Origin of the sequence: Methylobacterium sp. 391_Methyba4 (genome assembly GCF_029691625.1) — a bacterium.
Taxonomy (GTDB): Bacteria; Pseudomonadota; Alphaproteobacteria; order Rhizobiales; family Beijerinckiaceae; genus Methylobacterium; species Methylobacterium fujisawaense.
Genome location: NZ_CP121475.1, coordinates 5,282,361 through 5,297,902, shown reverse-complemented (window position 1 = coordinate 5,297,902; position 15,542 = coordinate 5,282,361). Strand labels below are relative to the sequence as shown.

Below are 15,542 nucleotides of genomic sequence, written 5' to 3'. Positions count from 1 at the left end.
CTTTGTCACCACGCGACGTAGCTGCGGTGTGACCCTGCTGGGCTTCTGTGTAACGTTCGGTGACAGCACCCGGGGTCTCGTGAGCCCTCGTCGCCAAGCGTCGGTCTCGCGTCCGGTTTCGGGCAAAGGGGAGACGCGTCTGGGCGACCATGTTGGGTCGATAAGAGGCCGTCCGCTTCTCTGGCCAGCCTTCTCCAAAGCGGTCGTTCCTCTTTCGGCCATGCCCTGCTGGCGCCGATGACCTCCGAGCGTCTCAGATGGGTGGTTTCCCGCCGGTCTTGTGTGGATGGCTCCCGCATTGCAAGTGGCGAATTGAGCTTCTGACGGGTTGGTCGGGTGCAGTCTTGTGTCCGGCCTGTCGATGCAGTCGTTCATGTTGACCGCTGGCCCTGATGGGATCCGCGAGCTGGGTCCCACTCTGCTTTGCGGGCTATGACGCCCTGGACTAGCGGCGGGGTGTCCCGGCTCCCGGTCTGACCGGTTCGCCATCAACTCTCATCGTCCTCGCAACCTGGAAACGTCTCCTCTGCGTGCTGTCAGGCGGCCGTGGCCGCCGGTGCGCGGTAGGTGCCGCCGCGGGTCATGATCGCCCAGGCGACCCGCGCCGTGCGATTGGCCGCCGCAACGGTCACCACGCGCACCGGCTTACGCTGCAGCAGCGCCGGCAGCCGCGGGTCGACCGAGGTCGGTGTCGTCTTCGCACGCCGGATCAGAGAGGTCATGCCGACCACGAGCAGCCGGCGCAGGTAGCGGTCGCCCATGCGCGAGATCCGGCCCAGGCGCTCCTTGCCGCCACTGCAGTTCTGCAGCGGTGTCAGGCCCAACGAGGCCGCGAACTGCCGACCGGAGCGGAAGCGTTCGGGCTCGCTCACCGAGGCGGCCAACGCGGTTGCCGACACGATGCCGACACCCGGGATCGTCGCCAGGCGCTGCGACAGGTCGCTGTCCCGATGCCAGGCGAGCAACTCCTTCTCCAGTCGGGTGAGCTGGATCTGCACGGCACCGATCTGATCGGCCAGCCCGGTCACCACGCGCTGGGCGAGCGGCGGCACCTCGGCCGCGTCTCCGGCCGAGAGCCGGGCCGCCAGTTCGAGCGCGTGCCGCAGGCCCCGCGCCATCTCGATCCCGAACTCGGCGAGCAGGCCGCGGATCATGTTCACCAACTGCGTGCGTTGCTTGACCAGCAGGTCGCGCGTCCGGTGCAGCGCCAGCGCCGCCTGCTGCTCGGTCGACTTCACCGGCACGAAGCGCATGCTCGGGCGCGTGACCGCCTCACAGATTGCAGCGGCATCGTTCGCATCGGTCTTGCCGCGCTTCACATACGGCTTCACGTAAGCCGGCGGCATCAGCCGCACGTCGTGGCCCAGGCTCATGAGCTCCCGGGCCCAGTGATGCGCCGTGCCGCACGCCTCCATGCCGACCAGGCAGCGCGGCAGCTTGGCGAAGAACGGCACGACCTGCGCCCGCCTCAGAGCCTTGCGCACGACGACGTGCCCAGCTGCGTCGACGGCGTGGACCTGGAAGATGCTCTTGGCCAGATCGATGCCGACGGTGGTGATCTCCATGGGGATGGCTCCTGCATGAGCGTGGCTGCTGCTTCGGCAGCGACCACATCTTGGCACCGAGATGCCGTCAGTCGGAGCGGGAGCCATCCACCCCATCTGCTTTCGGGAATCGAGGTTGGGGAAGCGGATGCCGCTCAGATCTCTGGGGTTGATTTCTCGACGGTCTCTCGCCCCGTGCGGCTTGAGGCCCGTGGCCTGACCGCGACCTCCATTCGTTCCCGCGCCTCGAAAGCCATCCCGACAGGCCGACCCCCTCCCCTGGGGGCGGATCCTGGGGATCCGCTGAGGGCGCTGACGGAAGGCGCGCGGCGCAGACACGCCGGGCCTGCTCGTAGGCCGCCCGCTCCGTCTCCGCACGCGCGCCAGAAGCGACGCTGTAGCCTGTGGTCCTGCGCAAAGCGCGTGATGCGCCACGATGATCCGATGGGCGGCCTCGACGGCGATTCGCCGTTGTCGTCCGAGGCGGCGCGGTGCCTCGTCGTCAACGAAGCAGGTTCGGGGGCACCGGCGGGCTCGCATTGAGCAGAGTGATCGTCACCCGTCGGTTCGGCGCGATGTAGGGATTGTCGGGGAAAACCGGCTCGGTGTCGGCGCGTCCCACCACGGACGAGAAGTGGTCATTGGGAACCCCGGCACCCGACAGGATCTCGCGCACGGCGAGCGCACGCCCGGCGGTGAGATTCCAGGGTTCGGCGGTCCGCGCCGAGCCCGGGCGTGCGGCGGCCGTGTGGCCGGTTATCGACAGGCTGTTGGGCAGCCGGCGCAGGGCGGGCGCGAGCGCCTCCAGCACGCGACGGGTGCGCTCGTAGGGGTCGACAGAGCCCTCGCGGAACATGGCGCGGCCGTCCTGGTCCACGAGGGACACGTTCACGCCCTCCTTGGTCTGCTCGATCACGATGTTCTTCGACAGCTCGGCGATGTCGGGCATCGTCTGGAGCGCCTGCCGGAGGCTGGCTATGGCGCTGTAGTTCACCTCCGTGCTGGCGGCCGGGCGGCTGGCATCGAGATCGCTGGTGCGGCCCGGACTGGTCGGGCGCACTCTGTCCTCCCGCTCGGCAGAACCCCGCTCCGCGTCGCGGGGCGTGGACGGCTTGTTGCCTGACGTGTCCAGGGCGGTGCCGTACAGGATCCCGCCCGCGCCACTGGTTGCAGGGCTCAAAGCCGCCGGCGAGAAGTATTCCGCCAAACCGATCTTCTGCTCCTGCGTCGTCATGCTGATCAGCCACATCAGCAGAAAGAACGCCATCATGGCGGTCACGAAGTCAGCATAGGCGATCTTCCAGGCCCCGCCGTGATGGGCGTGTGCGGCCTTCTTGACCTTCTTGATGATGATCGTGGTCATCGAATCCCTGCCGGATAGCGGGTCAGATCTGGGCGGGCAGAGCGGCGGTTGCCGCTTCCACTTCGCTGAAGGTCGGGCGGACGTCGCTCATCAGAGACTTGCGGGCAAATTCTATCGCCATGACCGGCGGCTGGCCGCCGATGTGGGCGAGCAGACCCGCCTTGAGGGAAAGGTAGTATTTGGATTCGGCCTCGAAGAGGCTCTTGAGCGACTGCGCCATGGGCCCGAAGAAGCCGTAGGCGACGAAGACGCCAAAGAAGGTGCCGACGAGTGCGCCGCCGATCAGATGCCCCAGCACCTCCGGCGGCTCCTTGATCGCCCCCATCGTCTTGATCACGCCGAGCACGGCGGCGACGATGCCGAGCGCCGGTGTTCCGTCGGCGAGCGCCTGCATGGCAGACACGACCCGCTCCTGCTCCTGGTGGTGCGTCTCCAGTTCCTGATCCATGAGAGCGTCGATCTCATGGACGTTGTTGGCACCCAGCGACACCATGCGCATGTAGTCGCAGACAAACTCGACCGCGTGATGATTCGCTGCAAAGGTCGGAAAGGCGTTGAACAGGGTCGACTCGCCCGGGTTTTCAATGTGCGGCTCGAGCGCCATCGAACCCTTCTGCTTCGCAAGCTTGAACAGTGAATACTGCATCCCCAGCAGTTCGACATAGGAGTTCTGCGTGTATTTGGGGCCCTTCATCAGGGTGCCCAGCATGGCGGGCACGGCCTTGAGCACCGGCCCGGTGTTGCCGATGACGAAGGCACCGATGGCTGCACCGAGGATGATGACAAACTCGAACGGCTGCCAGAGGACTGCCAAGTGGGCACCCATCGCCGCGTAGCTGCCGAACACGCAGACGAAGACGATCAGTGTGCCGACGATCAGCCGCATGATTTGCCATCCTTGCGCGGCGGCAGGTACGGACCCCGCGAAGCTTTGAAGGATCCAGCAAATCACTGAACAAGGTTAATGCTGCGTTTAGAGCGGCGGCCGGAGGATTATGGGACGGTCGGTCCCAACGTGGGGTCGAGCGGGTTTGACCCGGCGTGACGGGTGCGGGCGTGTCGCACGCGCGAACGCGCGGGTTCACGGGTCCTTGGGCCTAGCCGCCGAGCCTGCCGCTCCATCCCCGCCACTCCATCCCCAGAGCCGGCGCATGATCTGCGGCTCGGACGGCATGCGGGGGCTGCGCAGGGGCTTCGGCTTTGCCGGTGAAGGGCTTCGGCTTTGCCGGTGCATGGACCGTGCGCGAGCGGCACCCGATGCTGGCCCGCTGCTTCGCACTTCCCGCGGCGAACAAGGCGTGACGGCGGGGCGATGGACGACCGTCCCCGCATCCCTCCCGCCTCGCGGCATGGCGGTTACGCCGTGGCCGGAGTTCCGCAGGCGCCCCGTGGGCCATCAACGCCCAGACGATCCGCGCCATCATGTCCGCCAGGGCGACGGTGACCCGCATGCGCGGCTGGCGCGACCGCATGCCGGCCGACCTCGCCCCAGCTGTGTCGGGATCCCCGGGCGAACCGCAGCGTCGGGCGCCGCGCCGCAGATCGCCTCCGCGTCGGCCATGGCGCTCTTCTGCCGCTTCGCGAACGGCTTCACGCATGCCGGAGGGATTGAGCCGCGTGTCGTGACCGGCCAAGCCTATCCCGCATGCCCAGTGACGAGCACCGGCGCAGATCTCCATCGCGCCCATGCATCGGGGAGGTGTCGCGACGAACGCCCGCCTCGGATCACGCCGCAGCATCGTGCGACCCACGGCTGTGCCACTCGCATCCGAGCGGTGACCCTGGAAAATCGACTCGACCGGATCGATCCCGCCGGTGCTCACCCCACCTGGGGACGCCGCCTGCAGGGGTGTCGCAACACCCCCGCTCTGGCACAGCGATGCCGTCGGGGGATGTCCACCCCAACGCTCAGGGTGGTTTTGCGGCGGTCCCCGGCCGAGATGAGGACGCATGGGAACGACCGTCGATGAACGGTTTCATTATTTTTGAGAGATAGTCATTCGGCCTATAAGGCACGAGTTTGGGCTATACCAATGCGAATCGTGGCGAGCGGTGACGCAGAGACACAGACCGTACACCTGTCGGAAATCCTGGGTGCCTTGAGCCATGCCCTGGATCTGACGGAAGGTCAGCCCGTGGGGCATTGCATTCGTGCAACATGGATCGGCTTCCACATCGGCCGCGCGATGGGCCTGCCCGACCTTCAGCTATGGGAACTCTACCATACGATCATGCTGAAGGATCTCGGCTGCTCAAGCAACGCCGCGCGAATCTGCGAACTCTATCTATCCGACGACCTCAGCTTCAAACGTGACTTCAAGACGGTGAGCGACAGCTTGCCGAAGGTGCTGGGATTTGTCTTCGCTCACACGGGCTTGAAGGCAGGCTTGGCCGAACGGTTCCGCGCGGTGCTCAACATCTTGCAGAACGGTGGAGCGATCGCCGACGAGCTCATACAGACCCGCTGCCAGCGCGGTGCCGCGATCGCCCGGCAGCTCCGCTTTTCGACGAGCGTCTGCGACGCCATCCACGCGCTGGACGAGCACTGGAATGGCAGCGGCCGGCCGGACCGCCTCACGGGCGCTGCGATCCCGCTCTACGCCCGTGTGGCGCTGCTCGCGCAGGTGGTCGACGTCTTCCACGCCGCAGCTGGCCCTTCGGCCGCGATCGCCGAGGTGCGGGCGCGCTCTGGCACATGGTTCGACCCGCAGGTCGTCGCCTGCTTCGAAGCGGTCGCGGCCGAACCCCGCTTCTGGGAGATTCTGGGTTCGGATGAGGTCGAGGCGGCGGTGTTCGCCCTGGCACCGGTCAGCCCGATCGCGGTGGACGAGGACTACCTCGACGACATCGCCCGCGCGTTCGCCCAGATCATCGATGCCAAGAGCCCCTTCACCTCCGGCCACTCCGAGCGGGTCGCGGTCTACGCCGATATGATCGCGGCCGAACTCGGCTTTACTGCGGAACGCCGCCGCTGGCTCAAGCGGGCTGCGCTCCTGCACGACATTGGCAAACTCGGGGTCTCGAACGCGATCCTCGACAAGAACGGCAAGCTGGACGATGCCGAGTGGCAGGACATGCGCAATCACGCCGCCCTGTCGGAGACCATCCTGGCCCGCGTGGCGGTGTTTCACGAGATGGCCTGTATCGGCGGCGGCCATCACGAGCGGCTGGACGGCAAGGGCTATCCACGGGGGCTGAAAGGCGATGCGATCGTACCCGAGATCCGGATCGTCTCGGTCGCCGACGTGTTCGACGCGCTGACCGCCGACCGACCCTACCGGGCCGCCATGCCGCTTGAGAAGGCGCTCGGCATCATGCGGGCGGATGTCGGCACAGCGTTCGATCCGGCCTGCTTCGCGGCGCTGGAGCGGGCGCTCGCCGCGATCGAAGGGGATCTCGCCCGGGCGGCCTGAGCCGCGTCGCCGCTCACCGATCCTCTTGCCTACCGGGCCGGCGCCATCGGGCCGGGCCGGCCGCCGGCAGCCTCGCTGCGGGGCGCGACAGTCCGGGATGCCACGATGACGACCGTGCGCACCGCCCATCCCAGGGCCGTCGAACCCAGGGCACTGAGGCACAGTGCGTCGAGGGCGCGGGTGATCATGGTCCGAGATTCCTGGCGGAGAGAGGCGTGAGGGCGGGCGGCTGCCATCCGGACGTCGCCCGCTTTGCGAGCCCAGAGAGCACGACGCGTCGATACATTCTGATAGGAACGTCCGTTGTATTTAATACAACCTCGTTTTACTTTCTGGTTGTAGCTTTCCTCATCACGCTGGCCCCGCCGGAAGGAGGGCGCCTTCGTCCGCTTCCGGGGACCGCACGATCCGGCCTCACGGGCGACGTCGGGTCGATAGGAGGCCATCCGCTTTCCGGCGGGCCTGCGCCGAAGCGGACCGGCCGCCTTCGGCCAGTTCCAGTCCCGTAGACAAGCGCCCCTAAATGAAAGCTGGGGGTGGACAGCCGAGGGTCTGCTTCCGGTGCGAGAGACAGCAAAGCAGACGCTATCGAAGGGTTGACGTAGTTCGACACCGCTCGTCCTGCGTTGCGCTCCTGCGCGCAGCCCGTGTCTGGCCCGTGCGCGCAGGTCTAGTCGTTGTGTTTCAGCGAATACCGCCGCTGGCGGTGATGTTCTCGCCGGTAAGCCAGCGCGCGTCATCGGACGCGAGGAACGTCACGACGCCCGCGATGTCATCCGGGTGGCCGGCGCGGCCGAGAGGTGTCTGTGCGACCATCCCGGCTTCCATCTCCGAGCCGGAGATACCGGCCGTGTGCGTCCCTTCGGTCACCACGTAGCCGGGGCTGACCACGTTCACGCGTATCTTGCGCGGGGCCAACTCATTGGCGAGGACGCCCGAGATCGCGTTCACCGCGCCCTTCGTGCCCGCGTAGACCGCCGCCGCCGGCGTATGCACGTGCGTGATCGCCGAAGAGATGTTCACGATGCTCGCGCCTTCGCCGAGATGCTTCACGGCCGCCCGGGTCGACAGCAGAATGCCGAGCACGTTGACGTCGAACTGGCGGCGATAGTGTTCCTCTGTGACCTCTTCGATCGCCGCGAACTCGTAGATGCCGGAGTTGTTGACCAGCACGTCGAGCCGCCCGAACTCCCGCACCGCCGCCTCGATCACACCCTGCGCCTCGGACGCTTTGGACACGTCGCCCTGGACCGCGATGGCCCTGCCGCCGGCCGAGGTTATGGCCGCCACGACGGCGTCAGCCCCGGCCCTGCTGGACGCGTAGTTCACCACCACAGCGGCGCCATCCTGGGCCAACGCCTTGGCGATCCCCGCACCGATGCCTTTGGATGCTCCGGTCACGACGGCGACCTTGCCCTCAAGCTTCGACATGTGTGCTATCTCCGACTGGGACCGGCTCCGGAATGGCAGCCTTAGACCCATAGTTCGGAACTTCGGAACTAATGGAGCGTCGTTCAAGACCCCATATGGACGAAATATGAGACCCCTGTTTCACCCCGCTATCGAGGACGTGCGTCCAGCGGCGATCCTGCACGCGCTCGCCGATCCGAGCCGCGCGGCCATCTTCGCCAAGATCATGCAGGCGGGCTGTGTCGAGGCCTGCTCGGCAGTCTCGGCAGTTGGGGACCGGGTCATCCCAAAATCCTCGCTGTCCAACCACTTCAAGGTTCTGCGCGAGGCCGGTTTGATCCGCAGCGAACGTCACGGCGTCGAAGTGCGCAACCATTCCCGCTGGATCGAGGTGGAGGCACGCTTTCCCGGTCTGCTGGCAGGGATCATCAATGCCTACGCATCAGACCAGCGCCACGACTTGCGTGCTGCGGAGACACCCACACTCGATAAAGACGCGACCTAGGTCTGCATCCGAGAATGCTCCAATCCACCGACGGCGACCGACTTGGGTCGGGAACGGAAGGCCCGTTTGGGTTGGTAGCGGACCTTACTCCGGTTGACGATGCCCGAGGCTCTCGGCGAGGCGCACGAGATACCCATCGGGGTCTTGGACGAGACACTCCCTCTGTCCGCCCTCCACCGGTCCGGTCCGATACCAAGCCTCGCTCGGTTCTTCGAAGAGCGGCCATCCCGCCGTGGCGAGCGCCGTCAGGATCGGCGCAAGCTGATCGACCATGATCTGGAAGTTCACGCCACGTCCGTAAGGGCGCTCCAGCGTCCCCGTATCCCAGCGACCATTGCGCTGGCACAGCATGATCTGCGCGCGGCCTCGTACAAGGTAGGAAAAGCGGGCAGCCGGTCGATCATAGGCGACACCAAAGCCGAGCAGATCGCACCAGAAGCGCAGGCTTGTGTCGAGGTCGTAGACAGCCAGTTCCGGCGTTAGGGCGGAGAACCCACCCTCCGGGGGGTGGCCGGAGCCGGTGGAGCGGGCGCGAGCAATGGGGTCGGCGAGCGGTTCCATGACGCTTTCCAAGCCATGCACGAGCGAAGGAGATCAAGGTCCGCTTCGGGTCGAGTGCGGAACGGCGGCGGGGGGTGGAAAGCAGCCTGACTGCTTCTGAGTGGGTTTACCGGGAATCGGCCATCCTCGGCCCGCCAGCGCGATTCGAGGATGGCCTGCCGTTGGATCAGTGACCGCCGACGGCGAACGTCGCCCCGGGCTTATCGTGAGTGCCGATACGCTCGACCATGGTTGCCGTCGCCTCGTTCATGCCGACGACGTCGACCGTGATGCCATGGTGGCGGAGCTTCAGGACGACCCGGTCAAGAGCGTTGATAGCCGAGATGTCCCAGAAGTGTGCCGCCTGCAGGTCGATCACCACGCCCGTCAGCCCTTCCTCGCGGAAGTCGAAGGCGGCGTGGAAGGCTTCCGCCGTGGCGAAGAAAATCTGCCCGGTTATCCGGTAGGTCCGCACGTCGCCCTCGCCACGGGAAGACCGGACGGCGAAGAACTTCGTGACCTTGTGGGCGAAGAACAACCCGCTCAGGATCACGCCGAACAGCACGCCCTTGGCGAGGTCGTGAGTGGCGACCACCACAGCGACAGTACCGAGCATGACCACGCTCGACGCCTTCGGATGGGTGACCAGCGTGCGCAGGGATTTCCACTGGAAGGTGTTGATGGAGACCATGATCATCACGGCCACGAGCGACGCCATCGGGATCTGCGCCACGTAAGGCCCGAGCACCACGATGAGGAACAGCAGGAACACACCGGAGAATAGGGTCGAGAGGCGCCCGCGGCCGCCGGAGGAGACGTTGATGACCGATTGCCCGATCATGGCGCAGCCGGCCATGCCGCCGAGGAACCCGGAAGCGATGTTGGCGACGCCCTGGCCGGCGCATTCACGGTTCTTGTTCGAAGTCGTGTCGGTCATCTCGTCGACGATGGCCGCGGTCATCAAGCTCTCCAGCAAACCGACCATGGTCAAGGTCAGTGAGACCGGAAGGATGATCCACAGCGTGTCGAGGGTGAACGGCACCTGTGGCAGGGCCACCCACGGCAGCTCGCTCGGGAGCGCCCCCATGTCGCCGACCCTGTGGATGCCGAGGCCGAGGTACATCGAGACGGCGGTGAGCAGGACGATGGTCACCAGCGGTGATGGCACGGCCTTGGTCAGGTAGGGCAGCCCGTAGATGATGCCGAGGCCAACGGCGGTCATGACGTAGACCGTGGTGCCTTGGCCGAGGAGCTCGGGCATCTGCGCCAGGAAGATCAGGATCGCCAAGGCGTTGACGAAACCGGTGACCACCGACCGCGAGACGAACCGCATCAGGTTGCCCAGGCGCAGGGCCCCGGCGACGATCTGCAGGAGCCCGGTGAGGATGGTGGCGGCGAACAGGTAGCCGACGCCGTGGTCCTTCACGAGGCCGACCATGAGGAGCGCCATGGCGCCGGTGGCGGCGGAGATCATCGCCGGGCGGCCGCCGGCGAATGCGGTGACCACGGCGATACAGAAGGAGGCGTAGAGGCCGACCTTGGGATCGACACCGGCGATGATCGAGAAGGCGATGGCCTCGGGGATCAGGGCCAGGGCGACCACCGCGCCGGCCAGCAGTTCACGCGTGACGTTCGGAGCCCATTCGCTCCGGAGGTGTACGAGATTCATGATGGGTGGGAGACTTTCGTCGTCCCGCACGCGCGACGTCCGCGAACCCGTGCGGGAGGCGCAACACGGCGGGTCGGCCTCCTTGGAGGTCCGCGACACGGTCGCCGTCGATTGCGTGGTCCGGCGGATCGGCGGCCGGAAGAGCCACCCGGGCTTTCACCGGGTCCTGTCGTATGGCCCCTCGTACATCACCAGACTGGTGCGTTGCAACATCCGAACGATACCCAGTGCGTCCCCGCCGCAAGACCGGCTTCGGCGTACCAGCTTTTGCACGTCTGCTTACCGGGCCTACTCAACCCGCATTGTACGGCCGAGGAAGGTCGGAACCAGCCGCCGCTCCTGTCGAACGGACCGAGCTTTGAGCCGAAAACAGATCAGTCGGCGGTCTGGACCGACCACGTGGCGTGACGAATGCCCGGGGCGCGGGCCAGTTCGGCCGTGACGGCATCGAGCTCCTCGGCCTTCACGGCGCTGGCCGTCAGGGTCGCCACCACATCCACCGCGGTCTCGCCCCGCTCCTCCACCTCGACGCTGCCGACCGGGTAGTTCGCCGCCTCCAGGCGCTCCACCAGCAGATCCTGCGCCGGACCGGCCTCGCCAGGCGCCGTGGTGACCTGGACCTCGTAGGTCGCCTCGGTGGCGGATTCGCGAATTGGCGCGCGGTTGATGGCATTCACCAGCGGCCGGAGCGCGGTGTTGCAGGCCAGAACCGTCACCATCACGAACACGGCCTCCAGGGGCAGGTCCGCACCGCAGAAGGCCCCGACGGCCGCCGAGCACCACAGGGTCGCGGCCGTGTTGAGGCCGCGGACGTTCATGCCCTCCTTCATGATCACGCCGGCGCCGAGGAAGCCGATGCCGGAGATCACATAGGCCACCGTGCGGACGCCCCCGTCCGGGCCGGTGAGCCGCATGCCGAGATCCACGAAGGCGCTCGCTCCCACAGCGACCAGCACCGCCGTCCGCAGGCCCGCGGTGCGTTGCCGGTACTGGCGTTCGGCCCCGATCACCGTGCCGAGCACGAAGGCCACGAGCAGGCCGATGGCGGATTTCAGTTCTTCGGGGAAGGCGGCGTAGCTGGTCATCCGCGGTCTCATGGAAGCGGGGAGGTGACGAAACCGTGACACCATGGCCCGGCCCGGATCCGAAAGGGCGTCGGAACCGGGATTGACGGCCGCACCGGGCAGCGGGCACACCGGCAAGAGCCTGAGGATCCCTTAAGAATTCGGGACCCGGTCGAGGAGACGTGCAGGATGCAGCACACGGCCCGAGCGGCGGACGGGGTCCGCGCAAGATCCCGCAGCGCAAGATCCTGCCGCACAGGATGCGTCCGCGTATGAGCGGCGTCCTCGCCGAGCGTCGGCCCGACACCGTTCCCGACGACGCCCTGCACGGCCGCGTCATGGCGCTCCGCGAGGGGCTGGAGCGCGGCCTGATCGGCAGCGCCGGCCTCGTCGAGCGCCTGCTGATCGGGCTGCTCACCGGCGGCCACCTGCTGATCGAGGGCGCGCCGGGGCTGGCCAAGACCCGCGCGGTCAAGCGGCTCGCCGACGGGCTCGACGGCTCCTTCGCGCGCATCCAGTGCACCCCGGACCTGATGCCGGCCGATCTCACCGGCACCACCGTCTGGCGCCAGGACAGCGGCACGTTCGAGTTCCTGCCGGGGCCCCTGTTCCACGCCCTCGTGCTGGTGGACGAGGTCAACCGCGCGCCGCCGAAGGTGCAGTCGGCGCTCCTCGAATCCATGGCCGAGGGGCAGGTGACGGTCTCAGGGACCACCCACCGCCTGTCCGATCCGTTCATGGTCGTGGCGACCCAGAACCCGATCGAGCATGCCGGCACCTTCCCGCTGCCGGAGGCGCAGCTCGACCGCTTCCTGCTGCACGTCGTGGTCGACATGCCCGACGAGACCACGGAGCGGGCGATCCTCGACCTCGTGGAGGGCGAGATCACCCACCACGTCGACGCCATGACCATGCGGTTGTCGCTGGCGGATGTGCGCGCGGCCCGGGAGGCGGCGCTCTCCACCTACGTGTCGCCGGCCCTCAAGGACTATCTCGTGCGGCTGGTGGCGGCGACCCGCACGGATGCGGCGGCCCCGGACCTGCGCGCCATGATCGAGCACCCGGCCTCGCCGCGGGGCACCCTGGCGCTGATGATGGCCGGCAAGGCCCGGGCCTGGCTGCGGGGCCGCGACCACGTCATCCCCGAGGACGTCACGGACCTCGCCCGGGACGCCCTGTCCCACCGCATCGGCCTGACCTGGCGGGCGGCCGCCGAGGGCAAGACGGCGCGCGGCCTCGTCGGCGAACTGGTGCAGCGGGTGCGGGCGCTCTGACGGTGTTCGGGCTCCGGATTCCGGGACGTGCTTCCCCGCCCCCCTCTGCGGGGGAGGAGACCCTGCGCGGCAGCGGGGGAGCGGGGCAGCGCGACGGATCGGGAAATGGCGCCCGTCGCGACCTGTCCGGAAGCGTCGCTCCCCTCGCCCGACCCGGCCTGACGGCCGGGGCCCCCGCAAAGGGGGGAGGAACGAGAAGCGCCGCGGGCATCCACCTCTCGGGCGAGGCGCTGATGGGCCTGCGCCACCTCGCCCGGCGGGGTTCCGCGCCCGCCACCCGGACCCTGGCAGGGCTGCCCGGCGGCATCGTCACCCGGCGCCGCGGCCGCGGCTCCGAGCCGGAGGATGTCCGCCTCTGGTCCGAGGGCGACGACCGCCGCTTCATCGACCGCAACGCCACGGCCCGCACCGGGCAGCTGCATGTCCGCACCCACCACGACGAGCGCGACCGCGCCGTGGTGCTGCTCGCCGATTTCCGGCCCTCCATGCTGTTCGGCACCCGCCGGGCCCTGCGCTCGGTGGCGGCCGCCGAGGCCCTGGCGCTGCTCGGCTGGCGGGTCGCGGCCGATGGCGGCCGGGTCGGCCTCGCGGTGGCCTCGGCCGGCGCGCCGACCGTGCTGCGGCCGGCGGGCGGCGAGCGCGCCATGATCGCGGTGACCGGCGCCCTCGCCCAGGCCCATGCCGACGCCCTCGGGACCGAGTCCGGTTCGCGGGCCCACGCGGAGCCGCCGCTCGAGGCGACCCTCGCCCTCGCCCGCAGCCTGCTGCCGGCCGGCGGCCACCTCGTCATCGCCAGCGCCCTCGACGATCCCGGCCCGGGCTTCGACGAGCTCCTGACGCTGCTCGCCGAGCGGATCGCCATCCGGCTGATCCTGGTGAGCGACGCCTTCGAGCGCGCCCGGCCGCCGGGCTACTACCCCTTCGCCCTCGCGGATGGCCGCCGCGGGACCGCGCTGCCGACGGCGGCCGGGCCGGCGGGCGAATCCGCCGAGGCCCGGCTCGCCGACTATGCCCGGCGCGGCATCGCGGGCGTTCGCCTCGACGTCGAGACTGGCCCGGAGGCCTATGCGCCGCTCATGGAGCGCCTCGATGCGGTGCTGTGAGGTCCGACACGGCGGTCCGATCCGATGAACCCCGTCACTCCCGCCGAGATTCCCCTGTCCCTCGAACAGCTTCGGGGCCTGCATCTGCCCGGCGGCGCCGCCGGCGCCCTGCAGGGGGAGGTCGTCGCCGCGGCGGCTCTGGGCTTCCTTGCCGCCCTGCTGGTGGGGCTTGTCCGCTACGGGCGCGGCCGGGCGCGGGCCGGCATCCGCCGGGCGGCGCTGGCCGAACTCGCCCGGAGCCGGAATCTCGATCCGGAGGCGCGCCTCGTCGCCCAGGCCCGGCTCCTGCGCCGTCTCGGCCGGACCCTCGGCGGCGAGACCGAGGCCCGGGCGACGGGCGCCGACTGGGCCGCCCGCCTGGACGCGCTGTTCAGGACCGATTTCTTCACCCGGGGCGCCGGCCGGGTGCTCGCCGACGGGCTGTACCGGCGGCAGGATCCCGACCTCGACGCCCTGGACGCCGAACTCGGCCGCCTGATCGGACGGCTGCGGGCATGAGCGCGTTCCTGCCCGCATGGCTCAGCGCCCTCCTGTCGGCCTTCGACTGCGCCGCGCCCTGGGCGCTCCTGGCCCTCCCCCTGCCCCTGCTGGCCGCCCGCCTGATCCCGGCCGAGCCCGAGGGCGGCAGCGGCGCCCTGCGCGTGCCCGGCACGCTGGTGGGCGGGGCGCGCTCCGGCGCCGACCTCGCGGCCCGGGGGCGGCGGCGGGCCCTGCTGACCTGGACGCTCTGGATCGCCCTGGTGGCGGCCCTGTCGGGCCCGCGCCTCGTCATGCCGGCGGCCGCGCTCCCGGCCTCGGGCCGCGAGATCATGATCGCCATGGACCTGTCGGGCTCGATGGAGCGGCGCGACTTCGCCCTCGACGGCGAGACCGTGAACCGGCTCACCGCGGTCAAGCGCGTCGGCACCGACTTCATCCGCCGCCGGGCCGGAGACCGGATCGGCCTCGTGATCTTCGCCGACCAGGCCTACGTGGCGGCGGCCCTGAGCTTCGACACTGCCGCGGTCGCCCGCGCCCTCGACGAGGCGACGATCGGCATCAGCGGCCGCTCCACCGGGATCGGCGACGGCCTCGGCCTCGCCCTGCGCCGCCTGGACCCGCGGGATGCGGACGGCGAGGCCGCCTCCGGGAGGCAGTCCGGTGCCAAGGCCGCGAAAGCCGTGATCCTGCTCTCGGACGGCGCCAACAATGCCGGCCAGACCGCCCCCAAGGACGTGGCGGACCTCGCCAAGACGCTGGGCATCAAGATTTACACCATCGCGCTGGGGCCCCGCGACATGGCCGATGCCGATGGCGAGCAGGACGTGGTCGACACCGAGACCCTGCGCGACATGGCGCAGGCGAGCGGCGGCGAGGCGTTCCGGGTGCGCACCACCGAGGATCTGGTCCGCGTCGCCGACGCCATCGACCGGCTTGAGGGCGGCCGCGCCCTGGCTCCGCCCCTGCCCCTGCGCCGGGACCTCTGGCCCTGGCCGGCCGCCCTGGCGCTGCTGGCCGCCGCCGCCCTGCTGGCCAGCCGGAGGGGGGCGTGATGGGTCCACGGTTCGCCGCCTGTCCGGCACACGCCGTCATCCTGAGGTGCCCGAGCGCAGCGGAGGCCTCGAAGGAGCCCGCCCGCCGGCCGCGCGCGCCCTGGAGCCCTCCTTCGAGGCCCGCT

14 protein-coding genes, 2 pseudogenes and 1 other annotated feature are annotated in these 15,542 nt (G+C 69.0%); of the genes and pseudogenes, 7 read left to right on the top strand and 9 right to left on the bottom strand.

Annotation, left to right across the window (positions count from 1 at the left end):
• Positions 1-536: 536 nt before the first annotated feature.
• The 3 genes from P9K36_RS25000 to motA all read right to left on the bottom strand — a co-directional run bounded on the left by P9K36_RS25000 (position 537) and on the right by motA (position 3,793).
• Complete coding sequence (locus tag P9K36_RS25000) at positions 537-1,565, bottom strand: IS110-like element ISMmg2 family transposase (protein ID WP_043758515.1); 1,029 nt, start codon at positions 1,563-1,565, stop codon at positions 537-539.
• 481 nt (positions 1,566-2,046) lie between these two features.
• The gene (locus P9K36_RS24995; protein ID WP_043346296.1) at positions 2,047-2,907 is read right to left on the bottom strand and encodes a flagellar motor protein MotB; all 861 of its coding nucleotides are present in this window, start codon (positions 2,905-2,907) and stop codon (positions 2,047-2,049) included.
• 22 nt (positions 2,908-2,929) lie between these two features.
• Positions 2,930-3,793 (bottom strand): flagellar motor stator protein MotA, encoded by an 864-nt coding sequence (gene motA / locus P9K36_RS24990; RefSeq protein ID WP_043346294.1) that lies wholly within the window; start codon positions 3,791-3,793, stop codon positions 2,930-2,932.
• 323 nt (positions 3,794-4,116) lie between these two features.
• Here motA and P9K36_RS24985 point away from each other — a divergent pair.
• Positions 4,117-4,209 (top strand): annotated as a pseudogene (locus P9K36_RS24985) (IS6 family transposase); the annotation flags it as partial.
• Positions 4,210-4,414: 205 nt separating this feature from the next.
• Here P9K36_RS24985 and P9K36_RS24980 read toward each other — a convergent pair.
• A pseudogene (locus P9K36_RS24980) lies at positions 4,415-4,754 on the bottom strand (IS110 family transposase); the annotation flags it as partial.
• Between the two features lie 186 nt (positions 4,755-4,940).
• Between P9K36_RS24980 and P9K36_RS24975 the strand changes: the two are divergent.
• A complete protein-coding gene (locus P9K36_RS24975) occupies positions 4,941-6,320 on the top strand; it encodes an HD-GYP domain-containing protein (RefSeq protein ID WP_274926559.1) in 1,380 nt (459 codons plus the stop codon).
• Between the two features lie 29 nt (positions 6,321-6,349).
• On the opposite strand, the gene P9K36_RS24970 is transcribed toward P9K36_RS24975, so the two are convergent.
• Together P9K36_RS24970 and P9K36_RS24965 are read right to left on the bottom strand one after the other, a co-directional pair.
• Positions 6,350-6,508 carry a hypothetical protein gene (locus P9K36_RS24970; RefSeq protein ID WP_158498469.1) on the bottom strand — a complete coding sequence of 53 codons (159 nt, stop codon included), beginning with the start codon at positions 6,506-6,508 and terminating at the stop codon, positions 6,350-6,352.
• 496 nt (positions 6,509-7,004) lie between these two features.
• Entirely contained in the window at positions 7,005-7,751 is a 747-nt protein-coding gene (locus P9K36_RS24965) for a glucose 1-dehydrogenase (protein WP_278306182.1), read from the bottom strand.
• Between the two features lie 106 nt (positions 7,752-7,857).
• On the opposite strand from P9K36_RS24965, the gene P9K36_RS24960 reads away from it, so the two are divergent.
• Positions 7,858-8,235: a helix-turn-helix domain-containing protein gene (locus P9K36_RS24960; RefSeq protein WP_274926562.1), complete on the top strand. Its 378-nt coding sequence runs from the start codon at positions 7,858-7,860 to the stop codon at positions 8,233-8,235.
• A gap of 84 nt (positions 8,236-8,319) precedes the next feature.
• Here the strand turns inward: P9K36_RS24960 and P9K36_RS24955 are convergent, their stop codons facing one another.
• The 3 genes from P9K36_RS24955 to P9K36_RS24945 form a co-directional block, all read right to left on the bottom strand.
• On the bottom strand, positions 8,320-8,796 hold the full coding sequence (locus tag P9K36_RS24955; RefSeq protein WP_083935945.1) for a VOC family protein: 477 nt from the start codon (positions 8,794-8,796) through the stop codon (positions 8,320-8,322).
• A gap of 166 nt (positions 8,797-8,962) precedes the next feature.
• A complete protein-coding gene (locus P9K36_RS24950; RefSeq protein WP_043346287.1) occupies positions 8,963-10,444 on the bottom strand; it encodes a SulP family inorganic anion transporter in 1,482 nt (493 codons plus the stop codon).
• A gap of 114 nt (positions 10,445-10,558) precedes the next feature.
• Positions 10,559-10,614 (bottom strand) — a sequence feature (sul1 is cis-regulatory element that is thought to sense ions involved in sulfur or methionine metabolism; They are found in Alphaproteobacteria).
• Positions 10,615-10,818: 204 nt separating this feature from the next.
• Positions 10,819-11,529: an MgtC/SapB family protein gene (locus tag P9K36_RS24945; RefSeq protein WP_043759600.1), complete on the bottom strand. Its 711-nt coding sequence runs from the start codon at positions 11,527-11,529 to the stop codon at positions 10,819-10,821.
• Between the two features lie 251 nt (positions 11,530-11,780).
• On the opposite strand from P9K36_RS24945, the gene P9K36_RS24940 reads away from it, so the two are divergent.
• The 4 genes from P9K36_RS24940 to P9K36_RS24925 all read left to right on the top strand — a co-directional run bounded on the left by P9K36_RS24940 (position 11,781) and on the right by P9K36_RS24925 (position 15,417).
• Complete coding sequence (locus tag P9K36_RS24940) at positions 11,781-12,782, top strand: MoxR family ATPase (protein WP_075381017.1); 1,002 nt, start codon at positions 11,781-11,783, stop codon at positions 12,780-12,782.
• Between the two features lie 233 nt (positions 12,783-13,015).
• On the top strand, positions 13,016-13,885 hold the full coding sequence (locus P9K36_RS24935) for a DUF58 domain-containing protein (protein WP_043386180.1): 870 nt from the start codon (positions 13,016-13,018) through the stop codon (positions 13,883-13,885).
• A gap of 24 nt (positions 13,886-13,909) precedes the next feature.
• Positions 13,910-14,383 carry a DUF4381 family protein gene (locus P9K36_RS24930; protein WP_051976194.1) on the top strand — a complete coding sequence of 158 codons (474 nt, stop codon included), beginning with the start codon at positions 13,910-13,912 and terminating at the stop codon, positions 14,381-14,383.
• A complete protein-coding gene (locus tag P9K36_RS24925) occupies positions 14,380-15,417 on the top strand; it encodes a VWA domain-containing protein (RefSeq protein ID WP_170861886.1) in 1,038 nt (345 codons plus the stop codon). The genes P9K36_RS24930 and P9K36_RS24925 overlap by 4 nt, the downstream gene beginning before the upstream one ends.
• The last annotated feature ends 125 nt before the right edge of the window (positions 15,418-15,542 follow it).

Coding starts and splice junctions, on each gene's coding strand:
- P9K36_RS24945 (WP_043759600.1), bottom strand. CDS start 11,529: ATGACCAGCTACGCCGCCTTCCCCGAAGAACTGAAATCCGCCATCGGC.
- P9K36_RS24955 (WP_083935945.1), bottom strand. CDS start 8,796: ATGGAACCGCTCGCCGACCCCATTGCTCGCGCCCGCTCCACCGGCTCC.
- P9K36_RS25000 (WP_043758515.1), bottom strand. CDS start 1,565: ATGGAGATCACCACCGTCGGCATCGATCTGGCCAAGAGCATCTTCCAG.
- P9K36_RS24925 (WP_170861886.1), top strand. CDS start 14,380: ATGAGCGCGTTCCTGCCCGCATGGCTCAGCGCCCTCCTGTCGGCCTTC.
- P9K36_RS24960 (WP_274926562.1), top strand. CDS start 7,858: ATGAGACCCCTGTTTCACCCCGCTATCGAGGACGTGCGTCCAGCGGCG.
- P9K36_RS24970 (WP_158498469.1), bottom strand. CDS start 6,508: ATGATCACCCGCGCCCTCGACGCACTGTGCCTCAGTGCCCTGGGTTCG.
- P9K36_RS24930 (WP_051976194.1), top strand. CDS start 13,910: ATGAACCCCGTCACTCCCGCCGAGATTCCCCTGTCCCTCGAACAGCTT.
- motA (WP_043346294.1), bottom strand. CDS start 3,793: ATGCGGCTGATCGTCGGCACACTGATCGTCTTCGTCTGCGTGTTCGGC.
- P9K36_RS24995 (WP_043346296.1), bottom strand. CDS start 2,907: ATGACCACGATCATCATCAAGAAGGTCAAGAAGGCCGCACACGCCCAT.
- P9K36_RS24935 (WP_043386180.1), top strand. CDS start 13,016: ATGGGCCTGCGCCACCTCGCCCGGCGGGGTTCCGCGCCCGCCACCCGG.
- P9K36_RS24965 (WP_278306182.1), bottom strand. CDS start 7,751: ATGTCGAAGCTTGAGGGCAAGGTCGCCGTCGTGACCGGAGCATCCAAA.
- P9K36_RS24940 (WP_075381017.1), top strand. CDS start 11,781: ATGAGCGGCGTCCTCGCCGAGCGTCGGCCCGACACCGTTCCCGACGAC.
- P9K36_RS24975 (WP_274926559.1), top strand. CDS start 4,941: ATGCGAATCGTGGCGAGCGGTGACGCAGAGACACAGACCGTACACCTG.
- P9K36_RS24950 (WP_043346287.1), bottom strand. CDS start 10,444: ATGAATCTCGTACACCTCCGGAGCGAATGGGCTCCGAACGTCACGCGT.